At 52.5% G+C, this 18,291-nt stretch carries 13 protein-coding genes and 1 pseudogene; 7 read left to right on the top strand and 7 right to left on the bottom strand.

The features are described 5' to 3' along the window. Window positions 1–5: 5 nt before the first annotated feature. Complete coding sequence (locus D9980_RS07245) at window positions 6–1,052, top strand: hypothetical protein (RefSeq protein WP_162304241.1); 1,047 nt, start codon at window positions 6–8, stop codon at window positions 1,050–1,052. 48 nt (window positions 1,053–1,100) lie between these two features. Here the strand turns inward: D9980_RS07245 and D9980_RS07240 are convergent, their stop codons facing one another. Genes D9980_RS07240 through D9980_RS07230 form a run of 3 tightly spaced genes read right to left on the bottom strand, consistent with a single transcriptional unit; the run spans window position 1,101 to window position 4,950 of the window. Next, on the bottom strand, window positions 1,101–1,949 hold the full coding sequence (locus D9980_RS07240; RefSeq protein WP_121606879.1) for a DmsC/YnfH family molybdoenzyme membrane anchor subunit: 849 nt from the start codon (window positions 1,947–1,949) through the stop codon (window positions 1,101–1,103). A 2-nt stretch (window positions 1,950–1,951) separates the two neighbouring features. After that, window positions 1,952–2,572, bottom strand: a complete 621-nt coding sequence (locus tag D9980_RS07235) for a DMSO/selenate family reductase complex B subunit (protein ID WP_065685822.1) — start codon at window positions 2,570–2,572, stop codon at window positions 1,952–1,954. Further along, complete coding sequence (locus tag D9980_RS07230; protein WP_121606878.1) at window positions 2,569–4,950, bottom strand: DMSO/selenate family reductase complex A subunit; 2,382 nt, start codon at window positions 4,948–4,950, stop codon at window positions 2,569–2,571. The genes D9980_RS07235 and D9980_RS07230 overlap by 4 nt, the downstream gene beginning before the upstream one ends. A gap of 468 nt (window positions 4,951–5,418) precedes the next feature. Between D9980_RS07230 and D9980_RS07225 the strand changes: the two genes are divergently transcribed. The 3 genes from D9980_RS07225 to D9980_RS07215 all read left to right on the top strand — a co-directional run bounded on the left by D9980_RS07225 (window position 5,419) and on the right by D9980_RS07215 (window position 7,149). Then, window positions 5,419–6,276: a hypothetical protein gene (locus D9980_RS07225; protein ID WP_121606877.1), complete on the top strand. Its 858-nt coding sequence runs from the start codon at window positions 5,419–5,421 to the stop codon at window positions 6,274–6,276. After that, window positions 6,269–6,670 (top strand): DUF1240 domain-containing protein, encoded by a 402-nt coding sequence (locus D9980_RS07220; protein ID WP_121606876.1) that lies wholly within the window; start codon window positions 6,269–6,271, stop codon window positions 6,668–6,670. The genes D9980_RS07225 and D9980_RS07220 overlap by 8 nt, the downstream gene beginning before the upstream one ends. Before the next feature lie 74 nt (window positions 6,671–6,744). After that, window positions 6,745–7,149 (top strand): DUF1240 domain-containing protein, encoded by a 405-nt coding sequence (locus D9980_RS07215; RefSeq protein WP_121606875.1) that lies wholly within the window; start codon window positions 6,745–6,747, stop codon window positions 7,147–7,149. Between the two features lie 40 nt (window positions 7,150–7,189). Here the strand turns inward: D9980_RS07215 and D9980_RS07210 are convergent, their stop codons facing one another. Continuing rightward, window positions 7,190–7,669 (bottom strand): Hcp family type VI secretion system effector, encoded by a 480-nt coding sequence (locus D9980_RS07210; RefSeq protein WP_046808260.1) that lies wholly within the window; start codon window positions 7,667–7,669, stop codon window positions 7,190–7,192. A 419-nt stretch (window positions 7,670–8,088) separates the two neighbouring features. On the opposite strand from D9980_RS07210, the gene D9980_RS07205 reads away from it, so the two are divergent. Both D9980_RS07205 and D9980_RS07200 read left to right on the top strand, forming a co-directional pair. Continuing rightward, a complete protein-coding gene (locus D9980_RS07205) occupies window positions 8,089–8,694 on the top strand; it encodes a nitroreductase family protein (RefSeq protein ID WP_024486460.1) in 606 nt (201 codons plus the stop codon). 138 nt (window positions 8,695–8,832) lie between these two features. Then, window positions 8,833–10,192 (top strand): annotated as a pseudogene (locus D9980_RS07200) (IS3 family transposase). Window positions 10,193–10,654: 462 nt separating this feature from the next. Here the strand turns inward: D9980_RS07200 and D9980_RS07195 are convergent. From D9980_RS07195 to D9980_RS07185, 3 genes are read right to left on the bottom strand one after another with little or no spacing between them, the layout of a single operon-like run. Then, window positions 10,655–12,889: a virulence factor SrfC family protein gene (locus D9980_RS07195; protein WP_121606874.1), complete on the bottom strand. Its 2,235-nt coding sequence runs from the start codon at window positions 12,887–12,889 to the stop codon at window positions 10,655–10,657. After that, window positions 12,886–15,816, bottom strand: a complete 2,931-nt coding sequence (locus D9980_RS07190; RefSeq protein ID WP_121606873.1) for a virulence factor SrfB — start codon at window positions 15,814–15,816, stop codon at window positions 12,886–12,888. Before D9980_RS07190 ends, D9980_RS07195 begins: the two co-directional genes overlap by 4 nt. Next, on the bottom strand, window positions 15,816–16,997 hold the full coding sequence (locus D9980_RS07185) for an SrfA family protein (RefSeq protein ID WP_121606872.1): 1,182 nt from the start codon (window positions 16,995–16,997) through the stop codon (window positions 15,816–15,818). Before D9980_RS07185 ends, D9980_RS07190 begins: the two co-directional genes overlap by 1 nt. Before the next feature lie 316 nt (window positions 16,998–17,313). Here D9980_RS07185 and D9980_RS07180 point away from each other — a divergent pair, with 316 nt between their 5' ends. After that, the gene (locus tag D9980_RS07180; RefSeq protein ID WP_121606871.1) at window positions 17,314–18,285 is read left to right on the top strand and encodes a sensor domain-containing diguanylate cyclase; all 972 of its coding nucleotides are present in this window, start codon (window positions 17,314–17,316) and stop codon (window positions 18,283–18,285) included. Window positions 18,286–18,291 lie beyond the last annotated feature (6 nt).

Below are 18,291 nucleotides of genomic sequence, written 5' to 3'. Positions count from 1 at the left end.
GCGATATGATGCCAACATTGACTACTTTCAGCCAAAGATACATGCGAGGAGCCGTGATCCCCGTGGTATTGGTCTCGGCTATTCTGACCTCGTCACTGATCCGCAACGTCATTGACATTACTCTGCTGGAGATGATTACCGGGTTGGGGGCAATCTGTCTGTCGATTGTCTGGAGTATGATGCGCGATGGTCAAGGTTACTGGGCGTACAGCGTATTTACCTTGCGGGTGTTTAAAAACCCGCAAGCGATCGCGGGGCAGTATAAAGAGCGTAAAACAGCAGGGATGGCGAAATTGCTGTACCAGCCTGGCTGGGCTTCTTTGGTCATACTGTGCCTCGCGGCAGCACTGAGCGGGCTGATATGGCTATGCGGCCCAGACTGGCATTATCCCTTGATTGGGCTGCTTGGTGTCTTGGTGCTGCCAGCATTGATGGTGGTTCAGCTAGGTAAATCAACGCCGTTCAATATCCTGCTGGCCTTGAAGTCCTATAGTGAGCCCGAAACCTATCGCCCTCGGCAGCGAAACTTGCCAAGATTGGTGGCCGAAGATTTGCTATTGAATCTGTTAACCAATTTCGCCCTGGTCTTGCCGATTGCCCGTAAGCCTGCATTTAGCCTGGCTCCCGGCTATGCCGATCCTGCCTTCATCGTCGCGTTTATGATCCTGATGGGGGCGGTGACGCTGTTTATGCTGGCGTTTGCCGGGCGGACGCGGCGCTATGTGCTGTTTGGGGAGTTACTCAATGGCACGCTGGATGCCAACTCTGCGCCTGCTGCTCCTTGGGCGTTCACCGGCAAGCTGACGCGTTGGCAGCGTGGTCTGCTCTGGTTGCTGGCTTTGCAGCTGTGGGCTATTGCGATCTGCCTGGTGTTTGCGGCATTGCAGATCACTCCGCAATTTATCCCGCTATACCTTTGTGCATTGTTGCCGCTACTGGTCGTTTACTGCCTGGAGCGCTATCAGACCTTGTATAGCAACTACAATGACGCGCTGGAAATGCACAAACGCCATCAGGTGTATGCCAATAACGATGCCAAAACGATGAAGTAATTCATAGGGGGCGCCTGGCGCCCCCCATGTGACTAGAGAAGTCTGCGGTTATTGGATATTGAAGAAGCCAACGCGCAACAGCACTTCAGCGACCACAATCAACCCGCTGCCCAAGGCAAGCAACCGCTTGTTGATACGTTGGGAACGCAAGCAGAGTGCCAGTGCGCACACGCCAGCGATCAATATGACCCACGAGGCTAAACGCAGGCTGGCCAACTGAGCAAAGGCGTCCAACGGTTGATGAGGGAAAGTGACAACGTCACTATTCCACACCGAGGTCAGATACTCCGCATACACGGGTTGTACCAGCAGGCGGCACAGCGTGATGGCAATCAGCAAGGCCACTGCCGTCACCGCCAGCTTTCTCATCAGTTGCGAGGGCAGTTCGGGGCGGATCGCGAGCGACCACAGGCTGGCAACCGCGCCCAGGCTGAGTACCGAACCAAAGAACATCAGGTAGGTGTTGAAATGCATCCATGTCACTACAGAGCTGTGAACATAGATAGCACTCATACAGAAGACGTCGACGATCCCCAGTAGCGAGGCAATCAGCAGTAAACCGATCGGCAGCCGTTTTGAGATCAGGGCAATCAGTGTCCCCAGCCCTAAAAACGCCAGATAAAGGCTGGCAAAGATGATTTCACGGCTCAGCCAGGAGCTTTCCACATGCCGCAAGGCGTGGAACGCATTTAGCGGATACCCCAGGTGGGCAGTTGACACCATCAGACCCAGTGCCCCGAAGATAAAGGCGAGCAGCATGAAAGGTTGCGCGTAACGACGCTTTTCCTGACTGCCCAGCCCTTGCTTGGCCAGCACCAGGCTAAAGGTGGTGAACAAGGTGATACCGACGGAAGCCTGCACCAGCAGGGTGAAAATGATAAGAGGCCATTCATGCATGATTATTTACTCCCCTGTTCTGCACCTTGATGCGGTTTGACGACCAGATTAGGGTGAGTAATGGCCGAGTCAGGCAGGCCCTGCACATCACAAAGGTCACCATATTTCGCCCGCAGTTCATCAATAGGGCCAAACTTGATGGCCCCCAACGGACAGGTTGCCACGCAGATGGGCTGTTCCCCAGCGGCTTGTAAATCGATGCAAAAATCGCACTTTGACATCTGGCCGGTAGTCTCGTTGAGCTGTGGTGCGCCGTACGGGCACGACCAGGCACAATAGCCGCAACCGATGCACTTATCGGTGTCGACGCGCACGATGCCATCACCGGGGCGCTTATGCATCGCGGTGGTTGGGCAGTTCACCGTACAGATCGGATCCTTGCAGTGGTTACAGGATATCGACAGGGTATAGGCGTATACGTTGTTATGGAAACCGCCCTGGCCGGTGGAGACAAAACCGCCGCCTTTGACCTCATAAATGCGGCGAAAGCGCCGCCCAACCTCCAGATTATTCTTGTCTTTACAGGCGACTTGGCAGGCTTTGCAGCCGGAACAGCGAGAGGAGTCAATATAGAACCCAAGCTGGCGATCGCTGACAGGGGCATACTCGATAAATTTACTCATGCTTTGGCAACCTCCACAAGCATCGTTTGGTGAGAGTTACCTTTCGCCAACGCGGTGATCCGCGCAGAGCTAAGCACGTTGGCACAGCCGCCATGATCGACGCCGTTGGCGTCAGGCTGCCACCAAGATCCCGCTTGCAATGCCACCACGCCAGGCATAATACGTTGGGTAACCTCTGCCGGAACCAGCGTCACGCCGCGGTCGTTGTGAATACGAACGTAATCTCCTTGCGCAATGTGCCGGTGGCTGGCATCTGCCGGGTTGATCCATAGCTTCTGCGTCTGCACCTCCTGTAACCACGGGTTGGTATATTGGGTGGAGTTAGCCCGATTCTTGCCTTTCCAGGTGATCAACTGCAGCGGGTATTTAGCCGCCAGTGGGTCTTCCGGTCCCTCATGCGCGGGAACGTAATGGGACAACGCCGGAATTTCCGGATGGTGCATGTCATACAGACGTTTGGAGAAAATCTCGATTTTTCCTGACGGCGTCGGGAACGGGTGGTTTTGTGGGTCACGAATGTTATCGGCAAAGGCAATATGCGGCTTGCCTTTGAACAGGTGGCGGCGCTGCACCAACAGCTCATCAAACGTCGGCAAATGTTCATCTGGCATGGCCTTGCGGGAGTTTTCCCAGATCTGCATGATCCACTCTTTCTCGCTACGCCCCAGGCTGAATTCCTGCTCCACGCCCAGCTTCTTGGCCACTTCACGGATCCAGTCGTAATCGGAACGGCGTTCAAATTCAGGTTCGATCAGCTTTTCAGACAGGATTAAATAGTTTGCCGTGCCCCAGGTTTCGCCAATGTTCCAACGTTCCATAAAGCTGGTTTCGGGCAATAACACATCGGCATATTTTGCGCTGGGCGTCAGGTAGAGATCGCTTTGCACAATAAATTCGATCTTGGACTCATCGGCCAACACCTTGACGGCCTGGTTTATATCCGGGTTTTGGTTGGCCAGATAGTTACCCGCCAAGGAAAATAGCAGGCGGATATTGCTATTGAGCTGGTCGCCACCGGTCAAGCCATCTGCGGGCGTGACCTTGCTGGCATCATCCGCCGCCTGCACCCAGTTCATTATGGAGATTTTTTCTTTTACCGGGTTGTCTGGCATTTCTGGGCCAGTGGTAAATTTACGGTTACCAATGCCGCCATAGCCGCCAGCCCAACCGCCTTTAATACCCACGTTGCCGGTGATGGTTGCCAACAGCGTTGAACCTCTGGCGGTGCGCTCGCCACAGTTATGCCGTTGCGGCCCCCAGCCTTGGATCAGCGCTGCCGGTTTGGCCGTGGCGTAATCACGCGCCAACTGACGAATGGTTTGCGCCGGGACATGGGTAATAGCCTCAGCCCACTCTGGGGTTTTCTTGATGCCGTCTTTAGCCCCCATCAGATAAGCGACCAGTGATTCGTTGGCTGGCACACCTTCCGGCATCGAACCCTCATCAAAGCCCAAGGTATAGCGGGTGATAAACGCCTGATCATGCAGGTTTTCACTGATGATGACGTACATCATCGCATCCATCAGTGCGTTGTCCGTGGCGGGCCGCAACGGGATCCACTGATCCGCCAACGAAGACGAGGTGTCTGAGTAACGTGGATCAACTACGATAAAGCGGGTGCCGTTCTGCTTCATCTGCTGAAAATAGTGGTTGGTATGGCCAAATATGGTTTCCGTAGGGTTATGTCCCCACAGGATCACCAGTGGCGTCTCGCTCAGGGTATCCAAGGTGTTGCCACTGGCCGCGGCCCCGTAGGTATACGGGGTGGCCGCACCGGTGTTACCCATACTGACCGAGTGATAATACTCAAGGTAGCCGCCGGTCAGGCTGAGCAGACGGCGAGCCATTTTATCGCCTGAGAACGCGCCGCCGGTAACTGCGGTATTGTTATGCACAAAGCGCGAAGCAGGGCCGTATTTCTCGGTGATCCGTTTTAGGTTATCGACAATTAACGTGGTCGCCTCATCCCAGGTGATACGGACAAACTTACCTTCGCCGCGTTTACCGACGCGCTTCATCGGATATTTAAGCCGATCGGGATGATAGACGAATTTACGGTAACCGCGGCCACGCACGCAGGCGCGCATGATCGGCATTTCCGGATCAAACTCGGCATCGGGCAGGGTGGTGATACGGGTAACAATGCCGTCTTGCACATGGGCACGGATGTCGCATTTACCGCCGCAGTCAAAGCTACTACAAGTCGGAACGATCCGTTCTGGTGGAACAGTTCCAGCAGGTGTGTCGTTTTTGGTGCCCCCATTGGCATAGGCAAATCGGACTCCAACCAACGGGGCTGCGGCTAGTGCGCTGCTCACTTTAACGAAGTGACGGCGGCTAATCCCTGGCGGGGAGTCGTTATTATATTTATCGGTCATGATATTTGCTCAAAAGAAAAAATAGTATCGGCGGTTAGCCACTCTCGCTTCATTGCGAAATATCAAAGAGAGCTACTTATTTAGGGGTAATTTAATAAACTTACGGCTGTAATGATAAGCTTACTCATTTGCGCTTGGTGTTTTTAGGTGTTATATGACAGGTGCCAGCGTTCAAGTGAGAATATTCTTGGTTTATTATCTTGAAAATTAAAAAGCTCACGTCATGAGTGATGGCTGCAGCCAAATACAGTGCTATTCATTCACTTTATGAATGTAATGGAAAGCGTAAATTGACTGCAAAATCCTATTCCCCGTTATGTAACCCACTAACGTGCAGCTATATAGCATGGTTTTCACCACGCTGAGAAAATCTGACGGCTCTCGCATTGGTGAGAGAAATTTATGGGATTGTGACAAACAAACTCATATACTGTGTTGACTTAGGCTAAATCGAGGGACTGAAGGCTTATGAGATACGATCCGGTTTCGCAAACTTTTGTTGAAGATGACTACCGCCTGCAAGATCACCTTGATTTTAAGCGGCAACACGCGGATATCAACTATCAAAAGCTTCACGCTCAGCTCAACGAAATGAAAGATGAGAATATGTATGCCTTACTCACGGTAGAGGAGGCACAGTATTTCTTAAAAACCTTATGCGATCCCAATGCCAACCAGTCGTGGAAGGACGCGATGTTTTCCTGTACCGACCCGATGTCGTCTTTTGCTGGCAATATCGCCGAGTCACTGTCCGTGGGCAGGATCGTGATGGAGCTGAGAGGGTTTGGCGTCACGGCAACCGAATACGTGGGGAGAAATGGCAATCGCTACATCCGGTTGTCGGGATACCCTGGCATCAGAAGGTATTTAAATGCTACCCGCTACCTGATTGATAACCAGAGAATATTAGATATAGGCATCGGAACCAGAGGTATTGAGAATGGCATTATTGGTGGGGCAAGATTCTGTATTGTGTTTGCCGCAGCTTATCGAGCCGTTGAGCTGTTGCTAAAAGATGAGTATGGTTTGACCGATTTCTTTGTAAATTTAACCATGGATATGGCTAAATTGGCGGTATCTGTGGGGATTGCTTGGGGAGCAAAAACGATAGCTACCAGTCTTATGATTACTGGAGGCAGTGTTATTGCTATAGCTGGTGGTATATTTTTACTTGGGCTTGGTATTAGTTATGGTTTATACCGGTTGGATAGCGAATTAAAAATAAGTGAAAGAATTATTAAGCATCTGAAATCATATAAAGAGCATAATGCCCCGTATCATCCAGATCAATTTTTTAACACTTGGGGGAGATATAGCCGTGGTTAAAATAAATAGACCGCTAGTTGGATTATTTGGAGTCTTTGTTTTTTTACTATCATGCTGGCTTAGCTGGATTTCGCTAAGTGGGTATTTGTCTTTTTTTAAATTAAGCGATGTCATTATTTTCTCTTGGAAAGTAGGTGTGTTCATATTCGGAACCCCTTTGCTGTTCTACTTTTCATATTTGGCGGTTTTGTGCGTAATAAAAAACAAGGTTCCAGCCATGAATAACAAACTCGCTAATTCATTAACTTTATTCGCTGTATTTGGCGCTATAATAAGCTTATTTTCCTCCATATACATTGGGCATAATCTCAAAGAGAGAGGGTATAAAGTATGCTCAAAAGCGTCTTGGGTAGCGCCTAATGAATACGTAAGAGATCTAAAGCTCTGTCCGTAGTGAAATTGTTATTTCTTCAGTAGTTAAAGGGACTTAGTCATGGATGATATTGGTTTTTAACGCAAGGGGAAAACATGGATGACGTAACTAGAGGGCTATATGGTTTTTTTGCAGCCTTTCTTTTACTCTTTGCTTTTTTAGGGTGCTGGATACCTTTAAGTGGATTTATAGAATTTTTCACATTAAATGATGTCGTGAACTACTCTTGGAAGTCTGGGTTCATGATATTTGTAGTTCCTTTCATTTTGTATTTTGTATATTTGATAGTTTGTAGTGTGGTAAAAAACGAGTTTGTAAAAATGAATACTAAACTAGGTAATACCTTGGGCATTCTTCCAGTGCTTGGCATTGTATTTGGCATGCTCTCATCTACATATATAGATCAAAACCTAATAAATAACGATTATAAGGTTTGCCCAAGTAAATCGCTGATGCTCCCTAATAAGTATGTAAAAGACATAAAACTATGCGGACAATAATAAACCAGACACTCCAATAAAGAGTGCCTGGTCTTTAGGATCAGTATACCCTGTCATCCCAGATGCTATAACCCGAAGTGCCCGCGCTCTTATGGCTCCAGCTAATGGACTTATACTTTACCTGCACCTTTTCAAACGGCATTTTGTCACCCTCATCGATGGAATGGGGGTAGATACAGGTGATGTCGACAAGGGTTGCTTCGGTCAATTTAACTTCGTAGTAAAGCTCTAACTGGCCAGCGGGATTGACGCGGTAAAAGTAAAAAATGATGTCTATCGGTTCATTTTCCGTTATTGCCACACCTAGTAAAGGAGATGACTTATCGATTGGTTTAATAAAATGTACCGGGTGGTGGGAGACGTTCTGTTCGCGGCTGATGCTATGATTTAAGCCTAATACCTGCACCTGATTTTCATGGCCAGCCTGGCACCGGTTGCCAATAGAGTCCAGCGATGAGCATCCGGCGGAGATTAGGCCCTGTCTCTTGCCGTTAATACTTGCGTAAATCAAATTAGACATATCGCTTCCTTATGTAGTCCATACCTTCATTAAAAACACGATCAGTGTCGCTATGGCGGCACTGAGGGCACCGTAAGTTGGAGCGTAAACCGAAAATGTTCACCGCTTGAATCCGTAAATTTCACCTCGGTAATAATGCAGATTACCTATAAATAACTGGGGTTGTCTATAAAAACGCATGTGTAGCAGTTTCTATTATTCAAAATTAAAATGTCAGTCCATTGTTTCATTATAAAAATATATGTTATTGACGCTTTTATCTGTGCCTGATTAGTGCAGGTTAAATTGCGAAAACAGAAGTCGCTATTTACTTGAAGGCGGCAGGGGATGCCTGACGCGAATGGATCACAAATCCCGGTGGACAGAGGCTGCGAAAAAGCGACAATAAGCGGGTTAACTTAATCAAAGGACATGAAGTAATGCATACACTTGACGCTATTGAGCAACGCCGCGCGACCAAACAGTTTGATACCCAGCATGTGATGACGCTGGATGAGAAGAAGGCGCTACTCAATATTGCCCTGCAAAACACCCCTAGTGCTTTCAACCTGCAACATTGGCGCCCGCTGCTGATTGAAGATCGTGCCCAGCGTGAACATATCCGCGAAGTGGCTTGGGGCCAGGCGCAGGTAACCGATGCCTCTATGCTGGTCGTACTGTGTGGCGATCTGTCCAGCTGGGAATCCCAGGTGAAAAACATCTGGCGTGAAGCGGCAGAGCCGGTGCAACAGTTTATGTTGCCTGCTGTTGACCAATATTACCGCGGCAAGGCCCAGGTACAGCGTGATGAAGTGATGCGCAGCAGCGGTCTGTTTGCTCAGACGTTGATGCTGGCGGCCAAGGCTCAAGGTTATGACTCTTGCCCAATGGACGGCTTTGATTTTGACGCCGTGGGCAAGATCATCAATAAGCCAGAGCACTACCAGATTGCGCTGATGGTGGCGATTGGCAAAGGTATCAGCCAGCCTTACCCACGCATTGGTAAACTGCCGGTTGATGAGATTGTACAGATTGACCGTTTTTAATTGAATTGCCTCTCTCCCCGTTGGGAGAGAGGTTCTTATAGTTGTTGACTGCTGAATTTACATGTTCGACCGTAGGGGCGCTGCATGTGAACTGACCCCCAAATGTTGGACAAACATCTGACATTTGGAGGAGCAGTTCTGATGAAGTATTCACTTCAGTTCAAACTTGACGCGGTCCGGCACTATCTTGCCGGACTCGGCAGTCAAAAACAGACCGCCAAGACGTTTTCTATTGCCCATGTTCAACTTCGCAGATGGATTGCCGCTTATCAGCATCATGGGGAACAAGGGCTGCGGGTAGGACGCAAGCCACATTACACGCCTGACTTCAGGCTCTCTGTCGTTGAGTTCGCGCTTTCAAATCCACTCTCTTCAGCGACGATCGCCGCCAAATTCGATATTCCCTGTTACCTTACTGTGGAGCGTTGGATTAAACTCTATCAGGAGAACGGGGCTGAAGCCCTCAACCTGAATAAGCGAAGTCGCCAAATGCGTCAGCATCCCAAAACCCCCATGCCGATAAATCGCCTGATGAGTTGACACCCGAAGAGATGCGGGAGGAAATCGAGTTTTTACGTGCACAGAATGCTTACATAAAAAAGTTGAGAGCCTTGATGCAACAGAAAGAAGCCCAGACTCGTCGAAAAGGGCAAAAATAATCAGTGCATTGAGGTCAGAACACCGTTTGGATGCTTTGCTGTGGGCCGGAAAACTGCCGCGCAGTACGTATTACTATTGTTGTAAAAGCCATCAAGCACCGGATAAGTATGGTGAAACCAAGCAGCAAATAATGGCTGTTTTTAACGAGCATAAAGGCCGTTACGGCTATCGCCGGGTGACCAGTGTTCTTCGAAAGATGGGGGCTGTGCTAAATCATAAAACCGTGCAAAAACTGATGGTTGAACTGCAATTGAAATCGCCCGTTCGCCGTAAAAAGTACCGTTCGTACAAGGGACATGTCGGTAAAGTGGCCCCGAATACCTTGCAGCGCGATTTTACCGCGCAAGGGCCTAACCAAAAGTGGGTGACCGATATCACGGAGTTCCGGGTCGCGGATGAAAAGCTGTATTTATCGCCGGTACTCGACTTGTTTAACGGTGAAATCATTGCCTATGAGATGTCCCGTAAACCGGTGTTCAGCCTGGTAAAAACGATGTTGAACAAGGCGCTGAGTACGCTAAAAACGGAAGAAAAGCCGTTGCTGCACAGTGACCAAGGTTGGCACTATCAGATGGCGGCTTATCAGCATCAGTTGCAGGAAAATGGGATAGAACAGAGCATGTCTCGCAAGGGGAACTGCCTGGATAATGCGGTAATGGAAAACTTCTTTGGCCATCTGAAAGCTGAACTGTATTATTTACACCGCTTTGAGAGTGTGGAACAGCTGTCTGAAGAGATAGACATGTACATAGATTACTACAATAACCGACGTATCAAGCAGAAGCTCAAAGGCCTGAGCCCTGTGGAATACAGAACGCAGGCCTTGATGGTTGCTTAATTTTAAACCGTCCAACTTCTTGGGGTCAGTTCACATGCTGCGCCCGTTTAACGTGTGCCGGGCATGCTCAGCAGCTCGGGGGTGAAAGTCCCCTGTCCAGCCTGATGGTGGCGAAGGACTAGTGAAGCGCAAGGGCGTCGTCGTGAGGCGGGGTCTGAAGGAAGCGTGGAGCAAAACCATGACCTGACGAACAGAAATCAGATATGAGGCCTACCCGGCTGGCGGAGCAAGCGTTTGATTGCAAAGGCCATAACCATCAAGAGTCGGGGGGGTAGATCTGGCAGGTGTGTGGTGAAAGCGGCTGAGCTTACCCCGGGAGGCCTGTCCGGCGTTCTGCATTCAGAACTCAGCTGTTCATCAAACTGGGCCTGCTAGAACTGTAAGCAGGCGGCGATAAACATAACCGAACCGCCGTATACGGACCCGTATGTACGGTGGTGTGGGAGGAGGCTGATCGTGAGGTCAGCCCCTATCCCGATCCATCTCTTGAATAATCCGACCCAACTTTTCACGCTGCTGTTCACTGAGCGCTTGCGCACCGCCGTGGCCCGCATTCTCAGTGATTAATTGATATAACCCCACCAGCCAATCGTAGATATACAGCGCCGTGTTATTGATCGGTTCGACAGGTAATGCGGTCATGCGTAGCTCGGCGCTCTGGCTGGGTTTGGTAAAGATCTTATGGCCGCGGTTAATGCGGCTTTCTGGCCGTTGCGCCTGCGGACGCAGCTGGAAGCCAAGCCAGGCGACAAAATCCCCCAGCACCGTCAAGGTACAGGCGATCTGCCGCTCGACGTGATTTTCTCTGTTGTGGCCCGCGTGTCCCGGTTCGGCCAGGGCATTCCCTAGGCGTTGCCAGATATCCAGCCGGAAACTGGCGGTGATCAACTCATCGGCCAGCGTGGTTAAGGTGGCTGTTTCCACCGCCAGCAGGTCGATTAACGCACGATGTTCAGCCAGATTACGCAGTTGGGTGATCCATAGCTGTTGCACCTGCAAAACCACGTTAGCGCCAGACTCCAGCGGAGATACCACTGCAGGTTGCTCGTCAAACAGATCTAACGCGATTGCCAAGGGATCGTCGTTATTCGGGCGATCTTGCTGCTGTTGGCAAAAGAGTGGCAGAAGGGCATTGCGGTCTGGCAACAGGTGCTCCAGCAGTTCACCATGCAACGTCGTGCGGTCTTGCAACGCTTTTACCGTAGCCTTGCCGAGGGGCGCTTTATCCTCGGTTGCCACGTTGAGCCAGCGGCCAAGCAGGTTGTGCCGTAACTCTTGCTCATGACGATCGAAACGTTGTTGCAGTCGGTTTTGGCGGGCGGCAACATTCACCGAAGTGAGCAGGTAGTCGGTCATACGCCGGACTTCATCTTCATTCATCGCCAGCAGCGTTCCCCAAACCTCGCCGGGATGGCCAACGTAACGTTGTACGGCTTGGTCAAAATGGGCCGACGAACGCCGATCGTACGGGGTAAATGCCCAGATCAACTCGGGATGACCACGGCTATCTGCTTCCTGATGTTGTTGTACCCAATGATCCAGCGCCTGGCCGACCATAGTTGTTTCTTCACGGCAGGCCGCCGCATGGCAGACGATCAAGGCTTGCATAGCTTGTTGGTCGCTATAACGTTGCAGCAACGTGAGGCTTTTGGCCTGTTGCAGACTCTCGTCGTCTGCCGTATAGGCAGGCAGATCCAGATAATCGGTTGACGCAAAGCCGCTATGGGCCGGGTGGATCTGTAAAGGGATCAGCAACTCTGCGGCCAATAACCTCAGTTCTGCCAAGGGCATCGTCATCACGCCGTTATCGAGTTTGAGCTGAACCTTGTCATCGGTCTCTTCCAGGTTTGCTGGCGTCAGGATGCCGTAGCTGGGCTGCTGATTTTCATCCGTCAGCAGGCTGAGCGGAGCCAGCACGCTTGCTGCGCCCCCCAACTGATCCAGCCGGTAAGCCAGACGGCGATAACATGCGGTTAATGCCGGTTCTTTCCCCCACAGCGGAGCAAACAGATCCGCCCGGTCATCAATGGACAGATAAGGAGCGATAGCCAAGGCGTTTGGCCAGTATTCGCTGTCCCAGCACTGTTGTAAACGAGGGTTGTCTGTACGCAAGCTATCCCAGAGGGTGACGATATCATCGGCACCGATACCCGGCACCGCCTGAGGTTGGCAGCGTATTGTCAACGAGGCGATAAGTTCTTCGAACTCTGTTTTTTCTATTGCCTGTTGCGTATGACTGCTACGCGCCAGCATGCACACTAACTCCGCCGCCGTCAGCAGCTGAAGCTGCACCGGATAATCAGGATCTTGTTGAGGTACGTCGTGGCTAAAGCGGATCGCTATCCCTACGGCGGAGTGCCCTGGGCGGATATGCGTCAGGTAATCAAGCGTTTTACCGGCGAAGGTGGTCGCCAGACAGCCCGCTTCTGCCGAGGCCAGTGAGGCGATCAGATAATCTTTTGCCGCTTGCGAACGGCCATAAAAGCCCAGCGCTCCCCGTTGGGTGGCGGCAACCGCCAACCGCTGAAGCCGGATGCGACATCGGCGCAGGTTAAGCATTAAGGTAGGCGCTTCCATTGCAAAATGGGGCGTCTGCAGGCGGGTATTATCCGCCCAGGCCAGTGCCTGAGCGATACCTTGATTTAATAACGGCCAGCGCTGGGTAAGCGGGGAGATTGGGGGAATGGCTGACTTCATGCAAAAACGCTCCCGCTGTCGATCCAATAGTGGGTAGCCCCGGTGGCACTGTCGATCAGCGTATTCAATTTGAGTTGCAGATGTTCGGTGGGCACCAGGGTACCGTCTTCCAGTTCGGCGCTGGTGATGCTCCAGCGAGCGGGAGAGCCCGGCTGCGGAGCAATTTTAACCCGTAACAGGTTATCGCCAGCCAGGTTACGCGCCAGCTGCGGATCGATAATCGTCAAGGTAAACAGCGGCGCGGCGGGCCAGTGTTCGTTATCTAACTGACGGAATCCCAGGCACAACGCACCGTTGAGGGCAAAGCTGACGCTGCTGTCCAAGCCGCCATCTGGGGTATCCAGATCGAGATCGGCATAGAAAACCTGATTGGCAGGCAGGCGGTTGTCTGCATCCAGGCGCCCCAGATAACGCACCGTTGAATAAGGGCGGAAATCGGCCGCTTTGAAGTAAACACCCGGTAAGCGCAACTCCAATGCTAACAGACACAGCATCGCACCCACCGCCGCAGTGGATTTGGGATTGTCGATCCGCCCTTGCTGGCTGAAAGGATACCAGCCGCTGGTGTGATAACCATCCAGCGAAACGATGCGGTTGATCGGTACCGGCTGTAGCTGCCGGAACAGGGCCTGAATGCCGGGGAAACGAGAAGGGCGGCCAGTGAGCAACAGCACGTCGCAGTTGTGCAGGGCGATCACCTCGGTCAGCAACCGCAGATTGCGGGTAAGCGCCATGCGCGGTGAAAGGAATTCGGCGTGCAAGTCGCTCAGCCGCAGGATTAGCGGCGTCTGCAAAACGTCGAACAGTTCTACCTCTGCCGGTAAACCGCGTTGCACCGCCGTATTGATATATTTCAATACGTTATCGGTCGGTTTTTGCGTCAACAGTTCGCCCAGCACGGCGTCGATCTCGCTGCGAGTTTGCACCGGAGTGAAGCTTTCATAGCGTTCCAGGATCGCCTGAGCGAGCGGGATGAAAAGTTGCAGTGTCACTTGTTGCTGCAATACTGGGCTCTCTTCCTGGCCAAACAGTTCGGTCATCAGTGCTGCCGGTTCTGACACGCCGACGCGTTTGAATTCGGCCTGTAGGGCGGGCAGCAGATACAGGCGGATCACCTCCAGCAGAATGTCATCGCCCGCCACCTTGAAGCCTTCACGGAATAACAGATGCGGGGTCACCTTGACGTTGTTGCCAGCCGTCTCTTCCAGACGGTACTGGGTGATTGCCAGATCGGTGGTGCCGCCGCCGATATCCACTGAGGCAATACGCAACGTTTTCCCCGGCTCAGCGGAGTCCGGACGTGCCATGGCGCTAAAGAACGCCTCAGCCTGGCCCGCGAAGTTGACCTGGATTTCGTTATACAGATAGACCATCTGGCCGCAGGTGGCCTCATCCCACTCCATCTGTACGGCGGGGACCGGCACCGAGCTGGCTATGCCGATCAAATCTTCATCTGCCGAATGCCACCCTATGCCTTGCCACACTAGCGCGATCGCCTCATGCATCCGCAGGCGGAAGATTTCACGTTCCGGTACCGGCATAGCGGAAGGCAGGGTCAGGATGATATTACGCAAACGGCGAGGTGCTGCCCCGTCACGCAAAGAGAGGCGTTGGGCAACACTGTTGATTTGCATCAGAGCCTGGGCCAACAGCTCGCTAAGCATTAAAGCCATCAGCGAACTGCGGCTGTAGTTTGGGGTGAAAACCGGCAGACGCTCTTCCGGTGGCAGGCTGGATAACGGCTGCCCTTGGTCATTGATCAACTGAGCCAATGGTGTCGCGATAGCAGGCGGCTCATGCAGGCTATGCTCTGCCGTACGGTTGAAACGCCAGCCGGGGGCATAACTCTCCTCATCCCACAGATAGCGCCGTGGGCTGGACAAGCCGGTAGATGCCGTATCGCCTTGCCGCTGCAGAGCCAAGCGGCAGGCTTCATGGCCCACCCGGGTCATCGAGGGCCAGAGAAACGCATCGTCGCGGCCACTTTCAAACGAGTAATTTGCCTTGCCAAAGTTGGCGGGGGCGAACTCAGTGCGGCTGGAAAACAGCCCTTGGTGCAGATAATGCGGTTCGCTGAGATCGCGCAGTTGTAGTTCATAGCTGTGTTTCAAGCCGTTGCGTTCCGCCGGGTGATCTTCTACCAGGATGCCGCAGGTATGGGAGTTGCCGACATCGAGGATCAAATCCACATTCACTGCGGGTTGCTGCACATCGCTGCCTAGGGTGATATTCGGCACGTTTAGCTGGCTGGCCAGCAGTTCCAGCAGGTTCAGGTAGTGTGCCTGATATTCAAATTCACGCAGCGAAGCGTTGATGTTGCGTTCCGGGCGCTGTTCCAGGGCGATAGCCTGCTGGGTAAAGACTTCGCGTAGCCAGCCGTCCACCCAGGTGGCATCCAGGAAATCACCCAAATCCTGGCTATGGTGCGCTAGCGCAAAGCTCAGCCCGGTGGCGATGTCCTGCTGAGTAGGAGCCAACTGTTGGTTTTCATGCCCTGCTGGATAGACTTGGGTATCAAATGCCAGCGTGATGCGCAGCGTGTGGCCTTGCCGATCCGGCTGATCCAAACGTCTGATTTGTATACGCGCCCAGTTGTCCGGCCCGCTGAGAAAACTGTTTGGCGGGTTGAAGCGCAAGAACGGCAGCGGTAACCAAACGCGATCTAGCAGCCGCAATGACTGCTCCAAAGGAAAGCTGAATTCTGGGCGTACCATTTCGGCCGGTTCACCTGGGGCTACCGGTAGGAAATAGCGATCCTTGGCCTGATGATAGTTCAGCCGCAGCAGTGGGCCGTTGGCAGTCTGGCGGACAAATTTGCCTGGGCGCTCGGCATCCAATACCGGCGTAAGGGAGAAGTCCAGAAATTGGATCCCGCTGTTGGGTATCAGCGTAACGCGCTGCGGATATGCGATGGGGGTCGCCAACATTATTTACTCTCGCGCTTGATCGTCATAGGGAATACCGTTTCGTTGTTGCCGTAACGCCCGGTGCATTCTGCGGCGGTGCCAGCTTCACCTTGCTTACACACCAGTTCCGGCATTTGATAACGGGAGCCGTCGCTGCAACGGGCCTTGGTACGGCTGTTGATCACCAGATTGCCGGACTGCATCAGACCGGCGTTGACCTCGACCCGACAGGTGACTTTGTCACCTTGAACGATCCTGGCGGTGCCCTTGCCACGGTTAAACTGATACAGCAGGCTCGGCGGTTTACCGGTCAGCGGATCCTTGATCGCCAAGGTGACGCGCCATTTACCGTTGAGGAAGGCGGTAGAACCGATCTTTACCGCTTCGGCGGGTAACGTCAGCGCCAGTTTATCGACCACTACCGGCGTGATGACCGGCGGAGGCTGCACCTCTGCATAGCCTAATGGCAATTGTAGAGCGGCGGGAGTAATAACCGGCTTGGGTTGTACCTTGACCGGCTCAACCGTTTTTATTGCTTCCTGAGGGGTTGGCTTCGGGAGCAACAACCAGATCGCGGCGGCCAGAATGAAAGTTGCAGGTAGGAGCAGCAGCCACCAGGCGTGGTGAGACTTGTCATCCGCGACGGGTGGCAGAGGTGCAGGCGGTTGCGGTTCAGCAACGGGTTCAATAATGGGTGGGGCGATGGGGGGCGCTGGGCGATCTTTCGGGCGCAGGCAATCTAAAGGCGCGGTGCGGATCTTGCCATCGGCTTTCACGCAGCCCCAGAAGGTGATCACCGGTTTGCCATCCACCAGGAAAACGGCGTTCTGATCTGGGAACTGCATGGCCTTGCTGAGCAGCGTCGCAAACATTTGCAGGTTGGCTTTACCGCTGTGGCGAGCGCGTAGACTGATGGCTTCTGCGGTGATCTGGAAATGTTCCAACAGCGGCAAGGCGGCTGACCGCGCATCGTCATCGGCCGCATGCCAGGAGATCGCCCGTCCAGCGATTGGCGCATACCAGTCAATGCGGTCGCCTTGCGCGTTGAGGATCGGGATCGCCAGGCAATCCGCTACGGCTGGCTGTTGCTGAAGGCGCAACGCCTCACGTAACTGCGACGCCAACGCATAAACAGGTTGCCCATTTTCGCCCAATGTAAGAACGTCATCTAGATTGCCACTGCGTAAAAAGGGTTTTGCCACACCGGATGCCTTGCTTGTTAGCGATACCCTATGGATTTCAAGCTGCAGCTAGGCAACAAACTTACTCATCCCCAGGAGCTTACTTTTGGTAAGTGACTGGGGTGGGCAAGTGCAGTTAACACCGCTGCAGCTTGAAAGACGACGGGTAAAACGGCTAGTTTAAGTGGCTATAGCCTAATCAAACGGCTGAAAACAGGGGCAAAGTGGCATCTGTTTTGTGCATCACATTGCCAGCGGTAGCGAACGATATTATCCTGCAACTTGCTGTTTTGCTTTTCCGAGAAAGACCTTGAGTTTAATTGGAGTGGATGTAGCGATGAAAACGCCAGAGATACCTGCGAATGAAGTACAGCGATTGAAGGCTCTGCGTTCCCTCCATCTGTTGGATACTCTGCCAGAAGAGCGCTTCGATCGGGTGACACGCATGGCCCGCCGGCTGTTCGGCGTACCCATTGCCTTGGTGAGTCTGGTCGACGAAAACCGCCAATGGTTCAAGTCCAACTGTGGGCTGGGAGCGGCTACGGAAACGCCAAGAGATATCTCGTTGTGTGGTCACGCCATCTTGGGTAACGATATTTTGTGCATTCCCGATACGCTGCAGGACGATCGCTTTGCGGATAATCCTCTGGTCAAAGACTCACCACACATCCGTTTCTACGCTGGTTGTCCACTGAGCTACTCCGGCGATCTCAAGATGGGTACCCTGTGCCTGATCGACGATAAACCCCGGCAGTTTGATGCCGAAGATGCGGTGGCGCTGCGCGATCTGGCCTCGATGGTAGAAGATGAGCTACGTGCCTTTCAGGCATCAACGTCTGACGAACTGACGCAAATATCCAATCGCCGTGGCTTTATCTCCCTGGCAGGTCATATGCTGCATCATTGTCAGATGAAAGGGGTCAAGGCCAGCCTGATATTTATCGACCTCGACAAATTCAAATTGATTAACGACACCTACGGCCATGGGGACGGTGATCAGGCGTTAATCTATTTTTCCGAGCTGATGAAACAGGTGTTTGGCTACTTTGACGTGATAGCTCGGTTGGGCGGTGACGAGTTTGTCGCGCTGATGGGCAACCGGACCAAAAGCGAAGCCGAACAGGGGATTTTAGCCCTGCAACGCTACGTGGATGAACATAATGCCTCTCAGATCACCCCTTACCAACTGGCGTTCTCCTACGGCATCGTCGAGTTTGATCCCGCCACGCCCCACAGCCTGGAAACCTTGCTGGCAGAGGGGGACGCCACCATGTACCGGATCAAGAAATCCAAGTGTATGCGGAGTTAATCGGCA

Source organism: Serratia sp. 3ACOL1, assembly GCF_003668775.1.
Classification (GTDB): Bacteria; Pseudomonadota; Gammaproteobacteria; order Enterobacterales; family Enterobacteriaceae; genus Chania; species Chania fonticola.
This window is presented reverse-complemented; position numbering and strand designations above follow the sequence as displayed.